Source organism: Alishewanella sp. BS5-314, from assembly GCF_025377695.1.
GTDB lineage: Bacteria > Pseudomonadota > Gammaproteobacteria > Enterobacterales > Alteromonadaceae > Alishewanella > Alishewanella aestuarii.
The window spans coordinates 486,546-507,026 of sequence record NZ_JACEHJ010000001.1; the positions used below are offsets into that span (position 1 = coordinate 486,546).

The window sequence follows — 20,481 nt, forward strand, 5'->3', positions numbered from 1 at the left end:
GACGCCCCATTTTTAGACTGCCAGGATTACGTATGAGATTTGCACTGGGCCAGCGTTGGATTAGCGACGCGGAATCAGATTTAGGGTTAGGAACCGTTATCGCAATTGAAGGACGGATGCTAACGTTATTGTTTCCGGCCAGTGGCGAAACCCGGCTCTATGCCCAGCAAGAAGCTCCGCTAACCCGCGTTACCTTTAATGTTGGCGACCAGATTAAAAGTGCAGAAGGCTTCAGTATTCTGGTGCAGGAGTTAAGCGAGCAACAACAGCTGCTCAGCTATCATGGCGTGCGCACCGATAACGGTGAGCCGGTGGTGTTGCGCGAAACTTTTCTCGATCACTTTCTCAGTTTTAATAAGCCGCAGGACCGCCTGTTCGCGGGTCAGATCGACCGCTTTGAGTACTTTCCACTACGTTTCCAAAGCTGGCAGATGCAGCAACAACTGCAGCAAAGCCCACTGCGTGGCCTTGCCGGTGGCCGGGTGAGTTTGATCCCGCACCAACTGTATATCGCCAGCGAAGTTTCCCAGCGTCACGCACCACGGGTGTTATTGGCTGACGAGGTCGGCCTGGGTAAAACTATCGAAGCCGGCCTGATCCTGCATCAACAATTACTGACCGGGCTAGCCAGCCGGGTACTGATCGTGGTACCGGAATCGCTACAACATCAGTGGCTGGTTGAAATGTGGCGCCGTTTTAATCTGCGCTTTTCGATCTTTGATGAAGAACGTTGCCAGCAATCACAATTAGATGCTGATAATCCCTTTGATACTGAGCAACTGGTGTTATGTAGCCTGGAGTTTCTAACAAGAAAGAAAAGTTGGCATGAACAGGCTGTAGGTAGTCACTGGGATATTCTGGTGGTCGATGAGGCACATCATCTGCAGTGGCAACCTGAGGCGGCAAGCACGGAATATCAGCGCATTGAGGCACTGGCGCAGGATACGGCCGGCCTGATTCTGCTTACTGCGACACCTGATCAGCTTGGTCATCAGAGCCACTTCGCCCGTTTGCGCCTGCTTGATCCTGACCGTTTTTATGATTATCAGGTGTTTTTAGCCCAAGAGCAGACGTATCAACATATTGCCGCCCTGGCGCGCCGCTTGATGCAAACAACGGACCCTGATGCCGAATTAGTGACAGAGCTGAGACAACTGTTAGCTGACAATGAAAGTCGCACCCTAGTTGAACAGTTAAGCCAGCAGCCTGAGACGATGCCTGCGATCAAAGAGGCATTGCTGAAACAATTACTGGACCGTCACGGCACAGGCCGCATCCTGTTCCGTAACAGCCGTGCCGGTATTAAAGGCTTTCCAAAACGCCATGCGGTTCCGGCACCGCTCAGCTTGCCTGCCCAGTATGAAAATGCATTAAAGGTGTTTCAGAATTTGCAGCAGGACGCACCACTGCTACACCGGGTGCAGGCACAACTCTTTCCCGAACAGGTATTTCAGGATTTTGAGGGTTCGAGCAGCCAGTGGTGGCAATTCGATCCCAGAGTCAGCTATTTGCTGGATCTGTTAAAACAACATCGGCCGGCGAAGTTTCTGGTGATTTGTAGCAAAGCAGCCACCGCCATAGCGCTAGAGGAGGCGTTACGCACCCTGGCCGGAGTAAGAGCCGCTGTGTTTCACGAAGGCATGAGCATTCTGGAGCGTGATAAAGCCGCGGCCTACTTTGCGCAGGAAGAATACAGCGCCCAGGTACTGCTATGCTCAGAGATCGGTAGTGAGGGCAGGAATTTCCAGTTTGCGCATCATCTGGTGCTGTTCGATTTACCACTGAATCCGGATCTGCTGGAACAGCGTATCGGTCGCCTGGACCGGATCGGGCAGCAACAGGATATCCAGATCCACTTACCCTATTTTGCCGGCACCGCGCAGCAATTGCTATTTGACTGGTATCAGCAAGGCTTGGATGCCTTCGCCCAAACCTGCCAGAGCGGACGAATTATTTTTGAACAACAACAGCAACAGCTGTTGCAACTGCTTGCCTCGGCGGCCTGTCAGTCTGAATCGGTTCTGGCTTTTATCAGCGACACCGCAAGCCTGGCAGCCCGGTTACGACAGCAACTGGAGCAAGGACGTGATCAGCTACTTGAACTTAACTCCGCTGGCGGTAGCAAAGCAATCGAGTTAGCGACAGCAATCAGTCAGTTGGATCAGGATGTGCGGTTACCGATGCTGATGTTTAAAGCCTGGGACCTGCTGGGCGTCGCTCAGGAAGATCGCTCAGACACCAGCATTATCTTGCGCCCGTCGGAACAATTGCAGCTGAACTACCCCGGGTTGGACGATGAAGGCACTACCGTCACCTTTGACCGCTTAACGGCGCTGGCAGAGGAAGATATCCAGTTTCTAAGCTGGGATCACCCGATGGTCACCGGCACTTTGGATCTGCTAAGCAACGAGCACTTTGGCAATAGCTCTGTCGCCCTGCTACCGAACAAGGCGTTACCGGTCGGCAGCTTCTTTGTCGAACTGATTTTTATCGCTGAAGCCAGCGCACCGGCTATTTTGCAGCTTAACCGTTATCTGCCGCCAACGCCCATTCGCTTGCTGCTGGACAAAAGCGGTAAAGATCTGGCGGCAAAAGTGCCCTTTGATAACTTTAACCGTCAGCTAAAACCCGTAGGTCGGCAAACCGGAGCCAAATTGGTTAATGCGTTACAGAATCTGATCCATCCTTTACTGGCTGCGGCGGAGCAACAGGCAAACAGTCAACTGGCGGCACTCAAAGCTGAGGCTGTTAGCCAGTTACAACAGCAATTGACTGCCGCAATCCAACGTCTGCTGGCGCTGCAAAGCGTTAATCCACTGGTTCGGCCGGAAGAAATTCATCACCTGCAAGCACTGCGGCAGCAAGGCGAGGAATACCTTGCGAAGGCTCGTCTAAAACTAGATGCGATCCGGGTTATCGTAGTGAGCCACGACTAGTATGCTATTGGATTATCGCCCACCTCTGTCACCCTATCTGGACATTTTGTATCAGGATGACCAGTTAGTGGTGTTGAATAAACCCAGTGGCCTGCTCTCTGTGCCAGGCAAAGCTGCCGAGCATTTTGACAGCGTGCAGTACCGGGTACAGCGGGTCTGGCCACAGGCAAGTGTGGTGCACCGGCTGGATATGGCGACCTCAGGTCTGATGGTAATGGCACTGACCAAGGAGGCGCAGCGTGAACTCAACCGGCAATTTTCGGAACGGACGATCAAAAAACGCTACCTGGCAAGAGTAAGCGGTTGTATTACGGCAGATCGGGGAAGTATTGAGTTACCATTGATCTGCGACTGGCCGAACCGCCCTAAGCAAAAGGTCTGTTATCAATATGGGAAAGCCTCTCTGACCCACTTCCGGGTATTACAGCGCACTGTAGACAGCAGCCTGGTTGAGCTAGAGCCGGTAACCGGACGCTCACACCAGCTCAGAGTACACCTACAATTCCTTGGCCATCCGATCCTGGGCGATAAATTTTACAATCCGGATTTCCAGCAAATCGGGCGGCTGCAACTGCATGCCACCGAACTCTGCCTGGTGCACCCGGAAACTGCTGAAAACTTGACTTTTTTTGCAAAATGCCCGTTTTAAGCTAAAATTTAGAACTTTATTAACCTAACATTCAGTTTTACTGGTTAAGATGCCACTGTCGTAAAATTAAACGCTTAAATTTGTTCAAAACTAATAATACTGTCAAAACAATATGGTAAACTATTACAAGTTTGCTAAGTTGGATGAATCAAAGGAGAAACGGATGAAACTGAAAGCAACCGCCATTGCAGTTCTGGCTGCATTACCACTGCTGAGCGCACAGGCCTTTGCCAACGCTCCTTCAGCAAAGGACCTGGAAAAGAAAGTCTTCGGCTCATTATTCGGCGAAAGCTACTGGACTGATAACCGTAAAGGCCAATCAGCTGCATGGGATAACGTCGATAACGGTTGGGGCGTCGGTGTAGAAATTGGCTACCGCCTGAATGAAACTTGGGGCGTGCGTGCTGAGTATGCCCGCCAAAGTCTGGACTCATTAACGCAAAGTTCACGCGTTACCGGTGACCGCTTCGGTGTTGATGCAATGTATCACATCCCGAATTCAAATGTTTACCTGGTCGGTGGCTGGAAACACTTTGAACACAACATCGCATTTGACGCTCTGAACGTCGGTGTGGGTTACCGTTACTTCATCAACGAAAGCGTTGCCTTATTCGCTGAAGGTAACCGTTTCCGCGGTATTAGCCGTGGTCAGTGGAATGATGCCTCGATCAAGTTCGGCGCCAGCTGGATTTTCGGTGCGGCAGCAGCTCCTGCGCCAACTCCGGCGCCACAACCTGAGCCAGCTCCGGCCCCAGTAGTTGTAGATTCTGACGGTGACGGCGTGCCAGATAGCCGTGACAAGTGTCCGAATACACCAGCAGGTCAGAAAGTTGATGCTGATGGTTGTACCATCTACACTGAGAAAATGGATCGTGTTGGTGACGTAGATATCGAAGTTCGCTTCGCTTTCGACTCTGCCACTGTGTCGCCAGAAGGCCGCACTGAAGTTAACAAACTGGCAGCGTTCATGAAGCGTTTCCCAGAGTCAGTGGTTTTCATCGAAGGTCACGCCTCTAACATCGGTAAGCCAGAATACAACATGCGCTTATCTGAGCGTCGTGCTAAAGCCATCGCTGACCTGTTAGTTGCTCAGGGCATCGAAAGCTCACGCATTACCTCAAAAGGCTTTGGTGTAACTCAGCCTCGCGTACCTGGTAACAGCCGTGAAGCTCATGCTGCAAACCAGCGCATCGAAGCTAAAGTAACGGCCAAAATCAAAGAGCCAGTGATGCGTTAATCGCCACTTAATGCTCAAAAAAGCCGCTGACAACAGCGGCTTTTTTATTTTCCGGGGTATTAGATAAAATTTCAGTTGCCGCGCCGGGCGAAGGCTGCTAATTTTTAGCTCGCTATACTAAGCTCCGGGAACGAGTAATGATGTCTTGTTTTGTCAAATTCTGTTTAGCTGCCACCTTGCTGCTTGGTAGCACCACACTGCTAGCTGAAACAGTCAACTCTGAGTCTTTAGTTCAGTTGGAACAAGCTTCGCATGTTTGTAATGATGAACATGAAGCAAAACGACTGGCCGCCAATGACCACTTAAGAGAAATGGCCAAAGCACTGGTTGAATTTAAAGCCACTAAGTATTGTTTTATTTTACAACCGTCGGTACTGGTCAGATTGTTGGAACACCACGGTAGCTATGTTAAGTTCAGTCACGATAACAAAGTCCTGTATACCTTCAGTGAGCACCTGCAAAGCGCAAACTAACCCTTAGCTAAAAATGTGGTCCAGCTGCAAGCTATAATACTGTCAGCGGCTTAAGTTTTAGCCGCCATGACCGATACGGTATTATCTGGCTCATCGGGTGTCACTATGCCAACATTTCGCGCACTGCCATTAGTAGCTCTGTTATTGGTTACCTGCCCTGCCCTGGCAAACTGGCAGGATATTGTGCGCCAGCACCCCAGCCTTGAGCTTACAACATTAACGACTGCAGAAACCTCAATTCAGCTGGCCAGGGTGCCTGCCGTTACCCGTCAGAGCAAAGGTACTGTCATCTTTATGCCAGCACAGCAGCGTCACCTGCTAAGTCCGCAGCTTTGGGGGTTTCTGTTTCAGCATTTGCCGGCTTTTGGCTGGAGCATTCTGGCCCTGCCTGAACTTGAAGCACATCAGGCGCAGGACGCCAGCACTGCGTTGGCAGCAAACAAAGCCCAGTTGGCGGCCCGCTGGCAAGCATTACAGCAGTTGCAGCCGGCACCCACAGGCCCGCTAATCATCCTGGTCCAGGGTGAGGTTGCTGGTGCCTGGCATGCATTGCTGATGGAGCAGGACGAACTTAATATTGCCGCCGTAGTCAGTATCGGGGCCTATCTGAAAGATCCGACGCTACAGCTACAGCTACAACAACAGATGACTAATCTAAAGGTCCCAGTCCTGGACCTGCTTACCGGCGCCGACCATCCGTGGTCAGCAACGGATAGTCAACAGCGGCAACTGTTGGCACGAGCACAGTCTAACCCTCTGTACCGGCAACGTTATTTACCCGATATGCATTATCATGCCAGCCAGCAGGAGTGGCTGTTCAAAGAAATCTTTGGCTGGCTCAGTAGTTTAGGATTCTAACGCTCCTAACCCGCTTTCGCCCGTTGCTGCTTGATAAATTCATACGCGGCCTGTATTTCCTGCGACCTTTGCTTGGCAACCTCCAGCATCGCCGCTGGCACCCCCTGCGATACCAGTTTATCCGGGTGATGCTGAGCCATCAGCTTACGGTACGCTCGCTTCAACTCCAACTCGCTGCATTCGGGACTGCAATCCAATAGTTGATAGGCTCCCGCTAACGTAAGCCCCTGAACATTGCCGGTAGTTTGCTCCTGCCGTGACTGGTAGGAACGTAATAATTGCTCCAGCACTGGCTGCGGGATCTTAAGCTCCTGTGCAATAACGGTTAGCAGGCGCCGTTGCTCAGGCACAATCTTGCCTTCGGCCCAAACCGTACCCAATTGCACTTCTAAAAATAATTGCAGCACTTCTGACCGCGAGCGATAGCACTGATAAAACGCTTGTAACTGCTCCCGAAACGGGAAGTTTACTGCTTTACCATCACGGAACGCTGCCTGCGCCTCGCGTTGCTGGCTGGTGGTTAATCCCAGCTGTTGCATAAAACGATTGGCCTGTGCAATATGCGCTTGCGTTACCACGCCACGCGCTTTCGCCAGGTGCCCCATCACCGCAAAACTGCTGTACATAAACAGAATTTGCTCGTCTTCAGGTTGCAGCCGGTGACGTAATTGCGCCCAACGTTTCAAAAACCATTGGTCAGCAAGATGTCCAAGCAATACACCCAGTACCAGCCCCGGCAATTTTAGTAATGCCAGGCCGAATAAGGCTCCCAATACTTTACCCCACACCTGAACTTCTCCGTCTTCACTTAACCTAAGCAGCTGTCCTGCCGGGTAATCCTGACCTTCACTCAGCCGCACTATATCGGATTAGCAGGATTTCTAAAATTGATTTATCATAGCAAACCCGCGCAACGCGGCACGGGTAGCGCATTAACGAGAATAAGGCATGAAACAGGGTTTAAGTTTAGCAGGACTCATCTGGGCGGCTTTGCACGCCACACAGGCACAAGCCCAACAACCTGCTCCTGCACTCTGTTATCAACCGTTAAGTATCCCCGAAACTCTGCAATCGGCTAACGCTACCGATAACAATATCCGCATTTTCTCCGACACCGTGAGTATACGGGATAATCAGCAGGCAGATTTTTCCGGCCAGGTACAGATTATGCAGCGCGATACGCTCTTGCAGGCACCAAGAGCCCGCTATAGCGCCAGCAATCAACAGTTGATTGCTGATGGTGGTATTGAATATTACAACAGCGACCTTTATGTAAGTGGCAGTCGCTTTGCTGCGGACCTGGCTAACAATAGGGCGCAACTATCGGACGCCCGCTATCAGTTTATCAGTCAAGCCGGTCGGGGCGAGGCTAAAGCCCTGGTCGCTTCTAGCGAGCAGTTACAACTGAATCAGGCCTTATTTACGACCTGTCCCCAGCAGGATAATAGCTGGGGGCTATATGCCGAAGAAATTACCATTGCAGCAGACTCAGGCTGGGGCGAAGCGCATCATGCGGTCTTCCGCATCAAGGATGTGCCGGTCTTTTATATCCCCTATCTGACCTTTCCGGTTGATGATCAGCGGAAAACCGGCTTGTTAATTCCCAAAGTCGGCAGTTCACAGCGGGTAGGATTAGATTTAGAACTCCCCTATTACTTTAATCTGGCACCCAACTATGATTTGACTCTGACCCCCCGCTACATGAGTAAGAGAGGGACTCAGTTAAAGTCGGAATTTCGCTATCTGACTGAGGCACACCAGGGGCAGCTGCAGCTGGAGTATTTGCATAACGACAATGATAAGCCAACCGGTTTTGGACAACGTTATCTGGGCCATATCAGCCATCGCTCAGACTTTAGCGAGCGTTGGCGTGGCTACGTGGATTTTACCGATGTCAGTGATGATGCCTATCTGACGGAACTGGGCTCCGATTTCAATAGTCAGAGCGATACCCAGTTATATCGCGAAGCTAACCTTAGTTATTTCGGGGATAAAGTTCATTCTCAGTTGAAGTTACAGGGTTTTGAAATTCTGGGAAATTACAACAGAGCCTATCAGGCCATGCCACAACTCAGTCTGGCATCGGCTAACCCGCTACAGCTGACTGATAATCTGCAAGGATTATGGCAGGCTCAGTATGCGCATTTTCGCAACGCCGATGCATTCTACACCGCTGCCGATCGGATCCATCTGGAACCGACAATCAGATTACCTTATATCACCCCGGCTTTTGAATTAACCGCCGAAAGCAGTCTGCTGTATACCTATTATCAACAGCAAAGTGAGCAACAACTCGACGCTGAGCAGGAAAAAATCAGCCGGACACTGCCCAAGGTTCGTTTGCATGCCCGGGTGAATTTTGAGCGCGAATATGACTGGTTCGGTGAACAAGCACTGCAAACCTTTGAGCCTCAACTGCAATATCTGTATATTCCTTACCGCGATCAGAGTCAGATCGGCCTTTACGATACGACCCGCTTGCAGGACGATTACTATGGTCTGTTCCGGCAGAATCGCTTTTCCGGTTTGGACCGGATAAACGAGGCCAATCAACTGACTGTGGGTTGGACCACCCGCTTTTATGATAATACTGATAATGAGTTGTTCCGTTTTAGCCTTGGTCAGATCTTCTTTCTGAAAGAACCGGAAGTGACCAACGACGTGCTAACCCAAGATCTGGTTTCCACCGAATCGATGCTCGCATCGGAAATGATTTGGCATTGGTACCGCCGTTGGTACGTTAGCAGTGCATTACAATATGATATCGACAGCAAAAAGCTGATAAAAAGTAATGCCAGCCTCGACTACCGTGGCAGCGAGAATACCTTACTGCAATTGAACCATCGCTACAGTCGGGCGGTCTCAGGTGTGGAAATCCAGCAACTCGGCTTATTTGGTGCTATCCCCCTGCAACAAAACTGGCAACTGATCGCCAGTTACTATCGGGATGTGACAAATCATCGTATGATAGACGCCAATCTCGGACTGCAATATGAATCCTGCTGCTGGGCAGTACGTTTTGTCGCCAGAAGGCAGGTGAGAGCCGATCTGGAAAGTGGTATCACCGATCTGAACCAATTTGCCCGTCTGGACAGCGGCTTTAGCCTGCAGTTTGTGTTTAAAGGCTTTGGCGATAAAGCAGGTTTTGGCGTTGCCGATATGTTGTCGAATGGCATTTTTAGCTACCGGCGCCCGTATTTACTAACAAATTAATGTAGGAAATTATGAAGTTACAACAACTTATCTGTGCATTCTTGCTTGGCGCCGCCAGCCTGGCACTCTGCGCCGCTGAACGTGAAGTCGATCGGGTGGCAGCTATTGTCGATAATGGCGTGATTTTAAAAACCGATATTGATGAGATTGTTGAACGGGTTAAACGCAATGCGCAAGCGCAAGGTCAAACCTTGCCATCTGACCAGGCACTGCGTACTCAGGCAACAGAACGCTTGATTATGACCAATTTGCAGCTACAAATGGCACAGCGTATGGGTTTGCAAATTTCCGATGCGCAGCTCGACGATACTATCCGCAATATCGCTCAGGGTGAAAATATGACCCTGGAGCAATTTCGTCAGCGCGTCACCTCTGAAGAGGGTAATTATGAACGTTTCCGGGAAAAGGTACGCGAAGAAATTATTACCAACGAGGTGCTACGCGCTAACGTCCAACGCAGGATTTATATCAGCCCGCAAGAAGTCGATAACCTGCTGAAACTAATGGAAGAACAGGGCGCGATTAACGAACAGTACAAACTGGGTCATATTCTGATAGCCATCCCGAGCCAGGCAACGACTGAGCAAATCAATGACGCACGCGAGCGTGCCGAGCAGGTCATTAAGTTACTGCGCGAAGGCAGCGATTTCCGCCGGATTGCCATTGCCTCTTCCAGTGCGGCCAATGCTTTGGAAGGTGGTGAATTGGACTGGATGGGTATTAACGAAATGCCAACTCTGTTCTCGGAAGCCATTCGTGGTCGCAAAAGAGGCGATTTGGCAGGACCTCTACGCTCAGGTGCCGGCTTTCATATTCTGACTATTTTCGATATTCGTGGCGAAAACGTGACTGAATTACAGGAAGTTAAAGCCCGGCATATTTTAGTGAAACCTTCAATTATCGTCAGTGAAGAACGTGCTCGCGCCCTGCTAAATGACATCCTGCAAAAGGTTCAGGCTGGTGAAGCTGACTTTGCCGAGATGGCGAAACAATATTCTGAAGATCCGGGCTCGAAACTAAACGGTGGCGAACTCGGTTGGAGTGAACCTGATGTATACGTACCCGCGTTCCGCGATACCCTGAACCGGTTGCAGTTAAATGAAATCAGTGAGCCCTTCCGTACCGAACACGGTTGGCATATTGCGCAGCTGTTGGATCGCCGTACTGTAGATGCCACTGCCGATCGTAAGAGAGAACAGGTATACCGTATGATCTTCAACCGCCGTTTCAACGAGGAGTCCACCAGCTTCCTGCGCGAACTGCGTGATGAAGCCTATATTGAAGTTCTGGCCGATAACTGATGACCTTGCGCCTGGCAATAACTCCCGGTGAACCTGCCGGTATAGGTCCTGATCTGGTACTGGCGCTGGCACAACAGGCCTGGCCGGTTGAGTTGGTTATTTGCGCTAACCTGCAGTTGCTGCGCGACCGCGCACAGCAACTGGGTTTGCAAGTACAGTTTTTACCCTTTGATGCGGCAGTACCTGCGAAACCACAGGCAGCAGGTACGCTGACAGTTCGGGACTTTCCTCTTGCCGCTGCCGTGGTTCCTGGCGAGCTCAATGCTGCCAACGGCAACTATGTTGTCGAGACCTTAACGGCAGCCGGCGCAATGGTGATCGCGGGAGAGGTCGCTGCCATCGTCACCGGACCAGTGCACAAAGGTATTATCAATCAAGCGGGTATTGCTTTTAGCGGCCATACCGAGTTCTTTGCCCAGCAATCCAACACCCCTTATGTGGTGATGATGCTGGCCACTGAAGGTTTAAGAGTGGCACTGGCTACCACCCATATTCCACTGGCCTATGTTGCCAAAGCCATTACCCGTGAACGTTTATTAAAAGTGCTGACCATTTTGCATCAGGATCTGCAGCAGAAATTTGGCATCCCTGAACCGAAAATTTATGTGTGCGGCTTAAACCCGCATGCCGGTGAAGGAGGTCATCTGGGCCGCGAAGAAATTGATGTGATTATCCCGGCATTAAATGAGCTGCGCTCGACCGGGATGCAACTGTTCGGTCCGCTACCTGCCGATACCCTGTTTCAACCCAAATATCTGAACAATGCCGATGCCGTGTTGGCCATGTATCACGATCAGGGTTTACCGGTTCTGAAATACAAAGGCTTTGGCCGCTCAGTAAATATCAGCCTGGGCTTACCCCTGATCCGGACCTCTGTCGATCATGGTACCGCACTGGATCTGGCTGGCAGCGGCAAAGCCGATCCGGGCAGCCTATTTCATGCTGTCAGAGAAGCCATTCAACTGGCACAACGCACCCTGGATAATCATGACTGACAATGTTCATCAGGGCCACCGCGCCCGCAAACGCTTTGGCCAAAACTTTTTACATGATCCTCAGGTCATTGGCAGAATCGTCAAAGCGATAGCACCGAAAAGTACAGATCTGCTGGTCGAAATTGGCCCTGGACTGGGGGCGCTGACGGAACCGGTTGCAGAGGCGGCAGGAAAACTCACAGTGGTAGAGCTGGACCGCGATCTGGCTGAGCGTCTGCGCCAACACCCTACCCTTGCTGACAAACTGCAAATTTTTCAGGCTGACGCCATGAAGTTTGATTTCCGTCAGTTAATCCAGCCCGGGCAAAAGCTCAAAGTCTTTGGTAACCTGCCATACAATATTTCTACGCCTTTACTGTTTCATCTGTTTGAATTCGCGGATGAAATTGAAAACATGCACTTTATGCTACAAAAAGAAGTGGTAGATCGGATGACGGCCAGCCATGGGGGTAAGGACTATGGTCGCCTCAGTGTGATGACACAGTACTATTGCAAGGCACTGCCGGTCGTGCAGGTGGGGCCAGGCGCCTTTAAGCCGGCGCCGAAAGTCGATTCTGCCGTGGTACGCCTGATCCCTTTCCCCAAAGCAGAGCGGGCCGCCGTTGACCCGGCCATCCTAAATCGGGTTTGTCTGGAAGCCTTTAATCAGCGCCGTAAAACACTGCGTAATGGCTTCAGTAATTTCGCCACTGCTGAACAAATTGAAGCCCTGGGTATCAACCCGGGATTAAGACCAGAGCAACTTCCAGTTACTGACTTTATCCGCGTTGCGCAGTGGCTGGCGACACAGGAAAAGACGGATGCAAGCTGAACATCAGGTCAAGGTTTCGGTAGACAGTTTTTATCTTGGCGCTCAGTCTGATCCAGCCGAACAACGTTATGTCTTTGCTTACTGTGTCAATATTACCAATCACAGCAGCCTGCCAGTGCAGCTGCTGCGCCGCTACTGGCTGATCACCGATGGCAACGGTAAACAAACTGAGGTCGCCGGTGACGGGGTGATCGGGGTACAGCCGGAACTGCAACCGGGTGAAACCTACAGCTATACCAGTGGCGCAGTATTAGAAACCCCTGTCGGCACTATGCAGGGTTACTATGAAATGATTGATGCCGCCAAACACCCGTTTCAAACCCCTATCCCGCTGTTCCGACTGGCCATGCCGCACGCGCTGAACTGATGGCCACCTACGTTATTGGCGATTTACAAGGTTGCTTTGAACCGCTGCAGCGCTTGCTGGCAGCGCTGAATTATCAACCATTGCAGGACAGCTTATGGTTCTGTGGAGATTTGATTGCCCGCGGTCCTGATTCCTTAGCCTGTCTGCGCTTTGTTAAGCAACTGGGCAGTGGCGCCCGTGTCGTACTGGGTAACCATGACCTGAACTTTATTGCCCACTATTATGGCTATGGCAAAATTAAAGCCGCCGATAAGCTGGAGCCGCTGCTAGCAGCGCCGGACTTGGCAGAACTGGTGCATTGGCTATGTCAACAGCCCTTATTACAACGCGGGCCAGAGGATGCCTATTGGATGTTACATGCCGGCCTGGCCCCGGACTGGGACATCCCTACAGCTCTAAGCGCCTGCGCCGATGTTTCCCGGCAGTTACAGCACGATCCCGAGCCACTACTTGCTGTCATGTACGGTAACTTACCGGTACGCTGGGCAGATGCCAAAACGCCTGAACAGCGCTGGCGCTATACCATCAATGCCTGTACCAGGATGCGCTTTTGCCATCCCGACGGCGCACTGGAGCTATCCAGCAAGGCTGCACCAGAAAACCAACCGGATTTGGTACCCTGGTACGAATTCTGGCGCAATAAACCTCATCCTGAGTTATTATTCGGCCACTGGGCCGCGCTTAACGGCCAAAGTCCGATCCCCGATATTCAGGCGCTGGACACGGGTTGTGTTTGGGGAAATACGCTTACCGCCTATTGCGTTGAAAGCAGACAACGCTATAGTGTCAGGGCAGAACAACAATAATAGGTTTGGCTTGGCCACATGGCCCCGTCTTTGCTGCATAAGACAGTACAGTCCGACCACATAATTCGATCAAACTGGAGTTGTTATGAAGTTGACCGTAAAACTAAGGGTAGTTGGCGGTTTCAGTGTGATAACCTTGCTGTTGCTGATTATTGGCTTTACCGCCTACTCGCAACTGAGCAGCATTAGTTCCTCTACCGCCGAAGTAAACAATGTTTCAATCCCGGCTTTAGAAAACAGTGCGTTAATGAAGAGCGAGTTTGTGCTGATGAGTAAAATCAGTCTGCAAGCCTTTAATGCACCGACCAACGAACAGATCAGCAGCCTGCGCGAGCAATTTGCTGCTGAACAACGCGCTTACTCGGCCGCCGCCGCAGAGCTAAGCAAAGCAGTACAACAACAACAACGCCTGCGGGAAGCGACACAACCTGTTGCAGCTGCCTTTGACGCCTTTATCCCACTTTCGAATCAGTTATTTGATCAACTGGCTCAAAACCTCCAGTTACAAAGCAGCATCGACAGCAAAATGGCCGAGTTGGAAGGACATGCTGATGACATGGCGTCCTTACTGCTCGATTTTACTGACTTAAGCAATGTGCGCAGTCGCTTTCCCCGTGCTTACCAGGCTGCGACACAAATGGAGACCGGGATTAATAGCCTGATCAGCGTGGTAGTGGATTTAAACCGCACCAGCAATGACAATACCGCGAGCACCATCAACAATGATATTGCATTCCGGTTACAGGACTTAGAAACCCAGCTGCAAGTTATGCTGAGCGAAGCGTCACAGGTTGCCATGCCACAAGAGCTGGCCGAGAAGCTGCAAGACGTAGCCCAGTTGTTAGATGCCAGCCAGGGCATACCCGCCTTGAAATTGCAGTTTTTGCAGGGTAAAGCCCGAGCCTCACAGCTGCTGCAACAAGCAGACGAACAAACCGGTATGGCGATCAGTCGGCTGGATGCCTTGCTAAACCAAAGCACCCGGGTAGCAGCAGAAATTCAGGAGCAAAGCCGTAGCAGTGTTAGCAATGCCGTCACCGCTATCTTTATCGTCATGCTGTTTTCTGTGCTGATCGCGGTCTTTATCGCCTATCGCACCGTGTTTGCGATTGTTAAGCCGCTGGAAAAAGTCAACGCCATGCTAAGTGTAGTTGCCTCAGGTGACCTGACACAGAAGCTGGACGATCGCAGCCAGGATGAGTTTGGTGATCTGGCTCGCAATATCAATAAGGTTAACCAGAGTCTGCAGCAACTAATTCAGGGTATTATCTCGCGTTCAACCCAGCTGGCCGCGGCCTCAGAAGAAACCTCAGCTATTACGCTGCAAACCACTCAGGCTATCCGCGAACAGAAATCTCAGGTTACCCAGGCAGCAACCGCCACCACCGAGATGAGCAGTACCTCGCAAGGCGTGCTGCAAAGCTCGAATGATGCGCTTAACGAGATCAAAAATGCCGACAAAGAAGCCGAACGGGTTAAAGGCATTTCACTGGAAAACAAAGCCATCATTATCCAGCTGTCACGCGAAGTAGAGCAAGCATCGCAGGTGATCAACAAGCTACATAAAGACAGCGCCTCTATTGGCAGTATCCTCGATGTGATCCGTGGCATTGCTGAGCAAACCAACCTGCTGGCATTAAACGCCGCCATTGAGGCCGCCCGGGCCGGTGAACAGGGTCGCGGCTTTGCCGTTGTGGCCGATGAAGTACGCTCACTGGCCAGCAAGACACAGGCTTCGACTCAGGAAATTCAGGCGATGATCCAGGCGCTGCAAAGCGGTGCTCATGCTGCGGTAGAAGCAATGAACAAAGGTAAAAAGCAAGCCGAGGATTGTGTTGCCAAGACTGAAGTCGCCACCTCAGCACTGGATTCGATTACCCATGCTGTACATCTGGCTCACGACATGAGCGAGCAGATTTCCAGTGCTGCCAAAGAGCAACATCAGGTATCAGCTGAAATTAGCGGTTTGCTGGAGTCTATTGTGGCCATTGCCGAACAAACTGCTTCCGGTGCCGAACAAACCTCAGCCTCCAGCCATGAAGTAGCGAAGCTGGCCGAAGAGCTACGCCGTTCAGTCGATCAGTTTAAAGTGTAACCTGACTCAGACGTCAAAAAGGCCAGCGTGATGCTGGCCTTTTTTATCTGCTGTTTTGCTATTTGACGGCTTGTTTATTGCCTTAAACGTAGCTCAGTCACTGCGCTGTAATGCCTACTGCCGTTCCAGCGTAATAAAGCGATAACCCAGCGGATTCTCTGCGCTCTGTGGATGCTCCTCGCGCGCGATCTCCTGCCAGTTGCCCTCAGCATGGTAATCCGGGAAAAAGGCGTCTCCGGCGGTTTCGAGCGCGATTTCAGTCAGGTATAAACGCTGGGCCAGCGGCAGACACTGCCGGTAAATCTCGGCGCCGCCAATAATCATCACTTCCGGCTGTTCCGCCAATAAGGCTAACGCCTGCTCTATGCTACTGACCCACTCGACCGGGCTATCAACTGCTGGCGTTTGCCGGCTGATAACGATATTACGCCGCCCTGGTAAGGGCCGGCCAATCGACTCAAAGGTCTTACGCCCCATCACTACCGGCTTGCCGAGCGTGACTTTTTTAAAGTGTTGTAAATCAGCGGGTAAATGCCAGGGCATTTGGTTATTTAAACCAATCACCCGCTGCTGCGCCATTGCGGCGATCATCGAAATCCGCATCGTCTGACCTAGCGCTGGTAAATCACTTCAACGTCGTAATCGTCGTCATCGAAATCATCATCGTCATCCAGATCATCTTCCAGCGAGTTGACTTCTTCATGGTAGTCATCCCACTTAAAGGTTACCGGATCAGCCGCTTGCTCGCTGGCTTTTTCTTCCGGTAGCTGCTCGATATAGTTCAGGATCTCGCGTGATAGCTGCTGGGTATTTTCGCGTGAAGCAGCAGAGATCTTAAATACCGGTCCCTGCCAGTCCAGTGCTGTGGTCACCTGCTGCACAATCTCTTCCAGCTCGTCTTCAAGTACCAGATCCAGCTTGTTAAATACCAACCAGCGTGGCTTGGCAGCAAGCTTGGCGCTGTATTTATGCAGCTCCTGAATGATGGTTTGCGCATTCTCTGCCGGATCGGAACCGTCAGCGGGCAGTACATCAATCACATGTAATAATAGACGGCAGCGCTCCAGGTGTTTCAGGAACTGAATACCCAGACCAGCACCTTCAGCGGCGCCCTCAATCAGACCCGGGATATCGGCAATCACAAAGGAGCGGTGCGATTCAACGCGGACCACACCCAAATTTGGTACCAGCGTGGTAAAAGGATAATCGGCCACTTTCGGCTTGGCGGCAGATACTGCACGGATCAGCGTTGATTTACCGGCATTGGGCAGACCTAACAGACCGACATCGGCCAGCAGTAACAGCTCAAGACGTAAATTACGGATCTCACCCGGCGTACCATTGGTTTTCTTACGTGGTGTACGGTTGGTACTGCTGGCAAAACGGGCATTACCTAAACCATGCCAACCGCCTTTGGCGACCATTAACTTTTGACCATTGCTGGTCAGATCGCCAATCACCTCATCGGTATCAACATCCACCGCCCGGGTACCCACCGGCACTTTTAATACCAGATCGGCACCGCGCTTACCGGTACAGTTGACGCTGCCACCGTTTTCACCGCGTTCAGCGCTGTGATATTTTTCAAACTGATAATCGACCAGCGTATTCAGGTTCTCATCCGCTTGCAGATAGACGTCGCCGCCATCCCCACCGTCACCGCCATTTGGCCCGCCTTTGGAGATAAACTTTTCCCGTAAAAAACTGATAATGCCGTTGCCGCCGTCGCCGGCCTCGACGCGAATTATCGCTTCATCTACAAACTTCATCGGTGCTGTCCTGCTTAACTGTGCTTAGGAACCTGACTCATGCAGCCAAGTATAACCTATGTCGGGGGGTGCGGAAAATTTATAAAAAAACCCCGCACCAGGCGGGGTTCTTTCGAAGATCTGCAGCTTATTCGCTGACGATGCTAACGAACTTACGGTTATGTTCGCCTTTCACTTCGAATTTCACTTTACCGTCGGTTAAGGCGAATAAAGTGTGGTCTTTACCGATACCAACGTTGCTGCCGGCATGGAACTTAGTACCACGCTGACGCACAATGATGTTACCTGCTAATACAGACTCACCACCGAAACGCTTAACACCTAAGCGTTTAGCTTCTGAATCGCGACCGTTACGAGTGCTACCTACACCTTTCTTACTTGCCATGTGTCGATACTCCTGTTACGCGCTGATGCTGGTGATTTTCACTTCAGTGAACCACTGACGGTGGCCCATCTGCTTACGTGAATGCTTACGACGACGGAACTTGACGATCTTGATCTTATCGCCACGGCCATGACTGACCACTTCCGCTACTACTTTACCACCTTCAACTAAAGGGGCACCGATACTGATGGCTTCGCCGTTAGCGATCATCAGCGGGGTAAATTCGATTGTTGCGCCTGTTTCCAGGTCTAACTTCTCCAGACGAAGAGTCTGACCTTCCGTCACACGGTGCTGTTTGCCACCACTTTGGAAAACCGCGTACATAGTTAACTCCGTACAAAGCACGCCATCGCTTGTAAATAAAGGGGCGTGTTAATTCAATTCACAGGGCGCGAATTGTACGCAATTTCCCCCACAGCCGCAAGTACAATTATGAAAAAGATCTGCTGTCGCAGAAAAGGATCCAGATTTCATTTTAGCCAGGGCGGCTAATAGTGTAGAATTGACCTTATTCAGAGACTTAACGCAGTTGTTGGCAGATGACGCTCGACGAAATACAACGCCTCGCGGCAGCCGATATGACGGCAGTAAACCAGCAGATATTCTCTCAGCTCAGCTCCGACGTGGCGCTGATTAACCAACTTGGTATCTATATCGTCAATAGCGGCGGTAAAAGGTTACGCCCTTTACTGGCGGTATTAGCTGCCCGGGCGCTGGGTTATCAGGGGCAGCAACATATTAGTGTTGCGGCTATCGTCGAGTTTATTCATACCTCGACCCTGCTGCACGATGACGTGGTGGATGAGTCAACCATGCGCCGCGGTAAAGAAACTGCTAACGCGCTGTTCGGCAATCAGGCCAGTGTATTAGTTGGTGATTTCCTGTATAGCCGCTCGTTTCAGATGATGGTGTCATTAAACAGTATGCGGGTAATGCAGGTACTGGCCGATGCCACTAACATTATCGCTGAAGGCGAAGTGCTGCAGCTGATGAATGTGAATGATCCTGATACTACCGAGCAAAGCTATATGCAGGTCATTTACTGCAAAACCGCCAAATTATTTGAAGCGGCAACGCAGTTAGCGGCGGTTATTTCCAACCAACCCGCTGCGATCGAGCAGGCGATGCAGGCCTATGGCATGCATTTGGGTACCGCCTTTCAGCTAATTGATGATGTGCTGGACTACCAGGCTGATGCTGCAGAGCTGGGCAAAAATATCGGTGATGATCTGGCTGAAGGCAAACCCACCCTACCACTGCTACATGCGTTGAAAATGGGTAACGAAAGGCAGCAACAATTAATTCGCGAGGCCATTACCGAGGGCAATGGTATGCAGCACTTTAGCGAAATTATGACAGCCTTAGAGCAAACCGGCGCCTTTGACTATACCCGCAATAAAGCTGAGCAGGAAGCGAAAGCGGCGCAATTAGCACTGCAGCCACTGCCGGATAGCCCCTATAAGCAGGCGCTGTTAGCATTAGCGGATATCGCCGTATCACGCAGTCACTAAAGCGCGCTGTCACTTAAGGGTGCTTTCACTTAAGGGTGATAGCACAAACCGAATCCGCAAAAACATAAAGGCGCCAACGGCGCCTTTATTGTTATAGCAACGACCGGGCTTAGTTGTTCTTAACGAACTCTTCACCCAGCGTAATGTCGGCTTTCAGGGTGCCTAACATATCAGTCATGGCTTTTTGTTCAAAAGCACTCAGCTCACCGATTGGCAGCAGGTGTTCTACACCGTTTTTGCCCAGTACGATTGGCTGAGCGAAGAAACGGGCGTATTCACCGTTACCTTCTACATAAGCGTATTCAGTAACCGTTTTACCTTGTAAACCTTTAACCAAAGACAAACAGAAACGGGCAGCAGCCTGACCCATAGACAGTGTAGCCGATCCGCCACCCGCCTTAGCTTCAACCACTTCAGTACCGGCGTTCTGAATGCGGTGAGTTAAAGATTTCACTTCCTCATCAGAGAAACTGATATCAGCCACTTGTGATAATAATGGCAGGATAGTGGTGCCACTGTGACCACCGATAACAGGCACGGCTACATCAACAGGGCTTTTGCCTTTTAATTCAGCAACGAAGGTTTCAGCACGGATCACGTCCAGCGTCGTCACACCGAATAGGCGACGCGGATCGTAAGTACCGGCTTTTTTGAACACGTCAGCAGCAATAGCCACAGTGGTATTGACCGGGTTAGTGATAATACCCACCAGCGCTTTCGGACAATTTTCAACAATGGCTTCGGCCAGGGTTTTTACTACGCCGGCGTTGATATTGAATAAATCAGAGCGGTCCATACCTGGCTTGCGCGGCATACCAGCAGGGATCATCACGATATCAGCACCAAGGAGCGCCTTGCTCAGGTCTTCTTTACCATAACCCGTTACTTTTACTGCGGTTGGGATATGGCTTAAATCTACCGCCACGCCCGGTGTTACTGGAGCCAGATCATATAAGGCTAAGTCTGTGCCGGCAGGTAAATCTAATTTCAGTAATAAAGACAGTGCCTGACCGATACCACCGGCTGCACCTAATACGGCAACTTTCATGATTCTCTCCAATTTTACAGTTCAGAA

General features: G+C 51.0%; 19 protein-coding genes. 13 read left to right on the forward strand and 6 right to left on the reverse strand.

The genetic code is table 11. The features are described 5' to 3' along the window. Positions 1-32 precede the first annotated feature (32 nt). From rapA to H1D31_RS02285, 5 genes are all read left to right on the forward strand, one after another. On the forward strand, positions 33-2,936 hold the full coding sequence (gene rapA / locus H1D31_RS02265; protein WP_261255630.1) for an RNA polymerase-associated protein RapA: 2,904 nt from the start codon (positions 33-35) through the stop codon (positions 2,934-2,936). Position 2,937: 1 nt separating this feature from the next. Next, a complete protein-coding gene (locus H1D31_RS02270; protein WP_065955373.1) occupies positions 2,938-3,585 on the forward strand; it encodes an RluA family pseudouridine synthase in 648 nt (215 codons plus the stop codon). 163 nt (positions 3,586-3,748) lie between these two features. Next, on the forward strand, positions 3,749-4,822 hold the full coding sequence (locus H1D31_RS02275; RefSeq protein ID WP_065955374.1) for an OmpA family protein: 1,074 nt from the start codon (positions 3,749-3,751) through the stop codon (positions 4,820-4,822). 137 nt (positions 4,823-4,959) lie between these two features. After that, on the forward strand, positions 4,960-5,295 hold the full coding sequence (locus H1D31_RS02280) for a hypothetical protein (RefSeq protein ID WP_261255634.1): 336 nt from the start codon (positions 4,960-4,962) through the stop codon (positions 5,293-5,295). Positions 5,296-5,400: 105 nt separating this feature from the next. After that, positions 5,401-6,153, forward strand: a complete 753-nt coding sequence (locus tag H1D31_RS02285; RefSeq protein ID WP_169313977.1) for a DUF3530 family protein — start codon at positions 5,401-5,403, stop codon at positions 6,151-6,153. Positions 6,154-6,158: 5 nt separating this feature from the next. On the opposite strand, the gene djlA is transcribed toward H1D31_RS02285, so the two are convergent. Continuing rightward, entirely contained in the window at positions 6,159-6,941 is a 783-nt protein-coding gene (gene djlA / locus H1D31_RS02290) for a co-chaperone DjlA (protein WP_261255640.1), read from the reverse strand. 160 nt (positions 6,942-7,101) lie between these two features. On the opposite strand from djlA, the gene H1D31_RS02295 reads away from it, so the two are divergent. The 7 genes from H1D31_RS02295 to H1D31_RS02325 all read left to right on the forward strand — a co-directional run bounded on the left by H1D31_RS02295 (position 7,102) and on the right by H1D31_RS02325 (position 15,741). After that, positions 7,102-9,366 carry an LPS-assembly protein LptD gene (locus H1D31_RS02295; RefSeq protein WP_261255643.1) on the forward strand — a complete coding sequence of 755 codons (2,265 nt, stop codon included), beginning with the start codon at positions 7,102-7,104 and terminating at the stop codon, positions 9,364-9,366. Between the two features lie 11 nt (positions 9,367-9,377). Beyond that, positions 9,378-10,667, forward strand: a complete 1,290-nt coding sequence (gene surA, locus H1D31_RS02300) for a peptidylprolyl isomerase SurA (RefSeq protein WP_261255645.1) — start codon at positions 9,378-9,380, stop codon at positions 10,665-10,667. Further along, the gene (pdxA, locus tag H1D31_RS02305) at positions 10,667-11,662 is read left to right on the forward strand and encodes a 4-hydroxythreonine-4-phosphate dehydrogenase PdxA (protein WP_261255647.1); all 996 of its coding nucleotides are present in this window, start codon (positions 10,667-10,669) and stop codon (positions 11,660-11,662) included. The genes surA and pdxA overlap by 1 nt, the downstream gene beginning before the upstream one ends. Next, positions 11,655-12,473 (forward strand): 16S rRNA (adenine(1518)-N(6)/adenine(1519)-N(6))-dimethyltransferase RsmA, encoded by an 819-nt coding sequence (gene rsmA, locus H1D31_RS02310; protein ID WP_008609259.1) that lies wholly within the window; start codon positions 11,655-11,657, stop codon positions 12,471-12,473. Before pdxA ends, rsmA begins: the two co-directional genes overlap by 8 nt. Next, positions 12,463-12,840, forward strand: a complete 378-nt coding sequence (gene apaG, locus H1D31_RS02315) for a Co2+/Mg2+ efflux protein ApaG (RefSeq protein WP_008609261.1) — start codon at positions 12,463-12,465, stop codon at positions 12,838-12,840. Before rsmA ends, apaG begins: the two co-directional genes overlap by 11 nt. After that, positions 12,840-13,646 (forward strand): symmetrical bis(5'-nucleosyl)-tetraphosphatase, encoded by an 807-nt coding sequence (locus tag H1D31_RS02320; protein ID WP_261255650.1) that lies wholly within the window; start codon positions 12,840-12,842, stop codon positions 13,644-13,646. The genes apaG and H1D31_RS02320 overlap by 1 nt, the downstream gene beginning before the upstream one ends. An 85-nt stretch (positions 13,647-13,731) precedes the next feature. Continuing rightward, positions 13,732-15,741, forward strand: coding sequence for a methyl-accepting chemotaxis protein (locus H1D31_RS02325; RefSeq protein WP_261255651.1), 2,010 nt, complete (start codon positions 13,732-13,734; stop codon positions 15,739-15,741). Between the two features lie 114 nt (positions 15,742-15,855). On the opposite strand, the gene folA is transcribed toward H1D31_RS02325, so the two are convergent. From folA to rplU, 4 genes are all read right to left on the reverse strand, one after another. Further along, on the reverse strand, positions 15,856-16,344 hold the full coding sequence (gene folA, locus H1D31_RS02330) for a type 3 dihydrofolate reductase (protein ID WP_261255653.1): 489 nt from the start codon (positions 16,342-16,344) through the stop codon (positions 15,856-15,858). Positions 16,345-16,352: 8 nt separating this feature from the next. After that, positions 16,353-17,510, reverse strand: a complete 1,158-nt coding sequence (gene cgtA / locus H1D31_RS02335) for an Obg family GTPase CgtA (protein ID WP_261255654.1) — start codon at positions 17,508-17,510, stop codon at positions 16,353-16,355. A gap of 127 nt (positions 17,511-17,637) precedes the next feature. Further along, positions 17,638-17,895, reverse strand: coding sequence for a 50S ribosomal protein L27 (gene rpmA / locus H1D31_RS02340; RefSeq protein ID WP_008609266.1), 258 nt, complete (start codon positions 17,893-17,895; stop codon positions 17,638-17,640). 15 nt (positions 17,896-17,910) lie between these two features. Continuing rightward, positions 17,911-18,219 carry a 50S ribosomal protein L21 gene (rplU, locus tag H1D31_RS02345; protein WP_008609267.1) on the reverse strand — a complete coding sequence of 103 codons (309 nt, stop codon included), beginning with the start codon at positions 18,217-18,219 and terminating at the stop codon, positions 17,911-17,913. 215 nt (positions 18,220-18,434) lie between these two features. On the opposite strand from rplU, the gene ispB reads away from it, so the two are divergent. Beyond that, on the forward strand, positions 18,435-19,406 hold the full coding sequence (ispB, locus tag H1D31_RS02350) for an octaprenyl diphosphate synthase (RefSeq protein ID WP_261255661.1): 972 nt from the start codon (positions 18,435-18,437) through the stop codon (positions 19,404-19,406). A gap of 109 nt (positions 19,407-19,515) precedes the next feature. Here ispB and mdh read toward each other — a convergent pair whose 3' ends face one another. Further along, positions 19,516-20,454 carry a malate dehydrogenase gene (gene mdh / locus H1D31_RS02355; protein ID WP_261255662.1) on the reverse strand — a complete coding sequence of 313 codons (939 nt, stop codon included), beginning with the start codon at positions 20,452-20,454 and terminating at the stop codon, positions 19,516-19,518. Between the last annotated feature and the right edge of the window lie 27 nt (positions 20,455-20,481).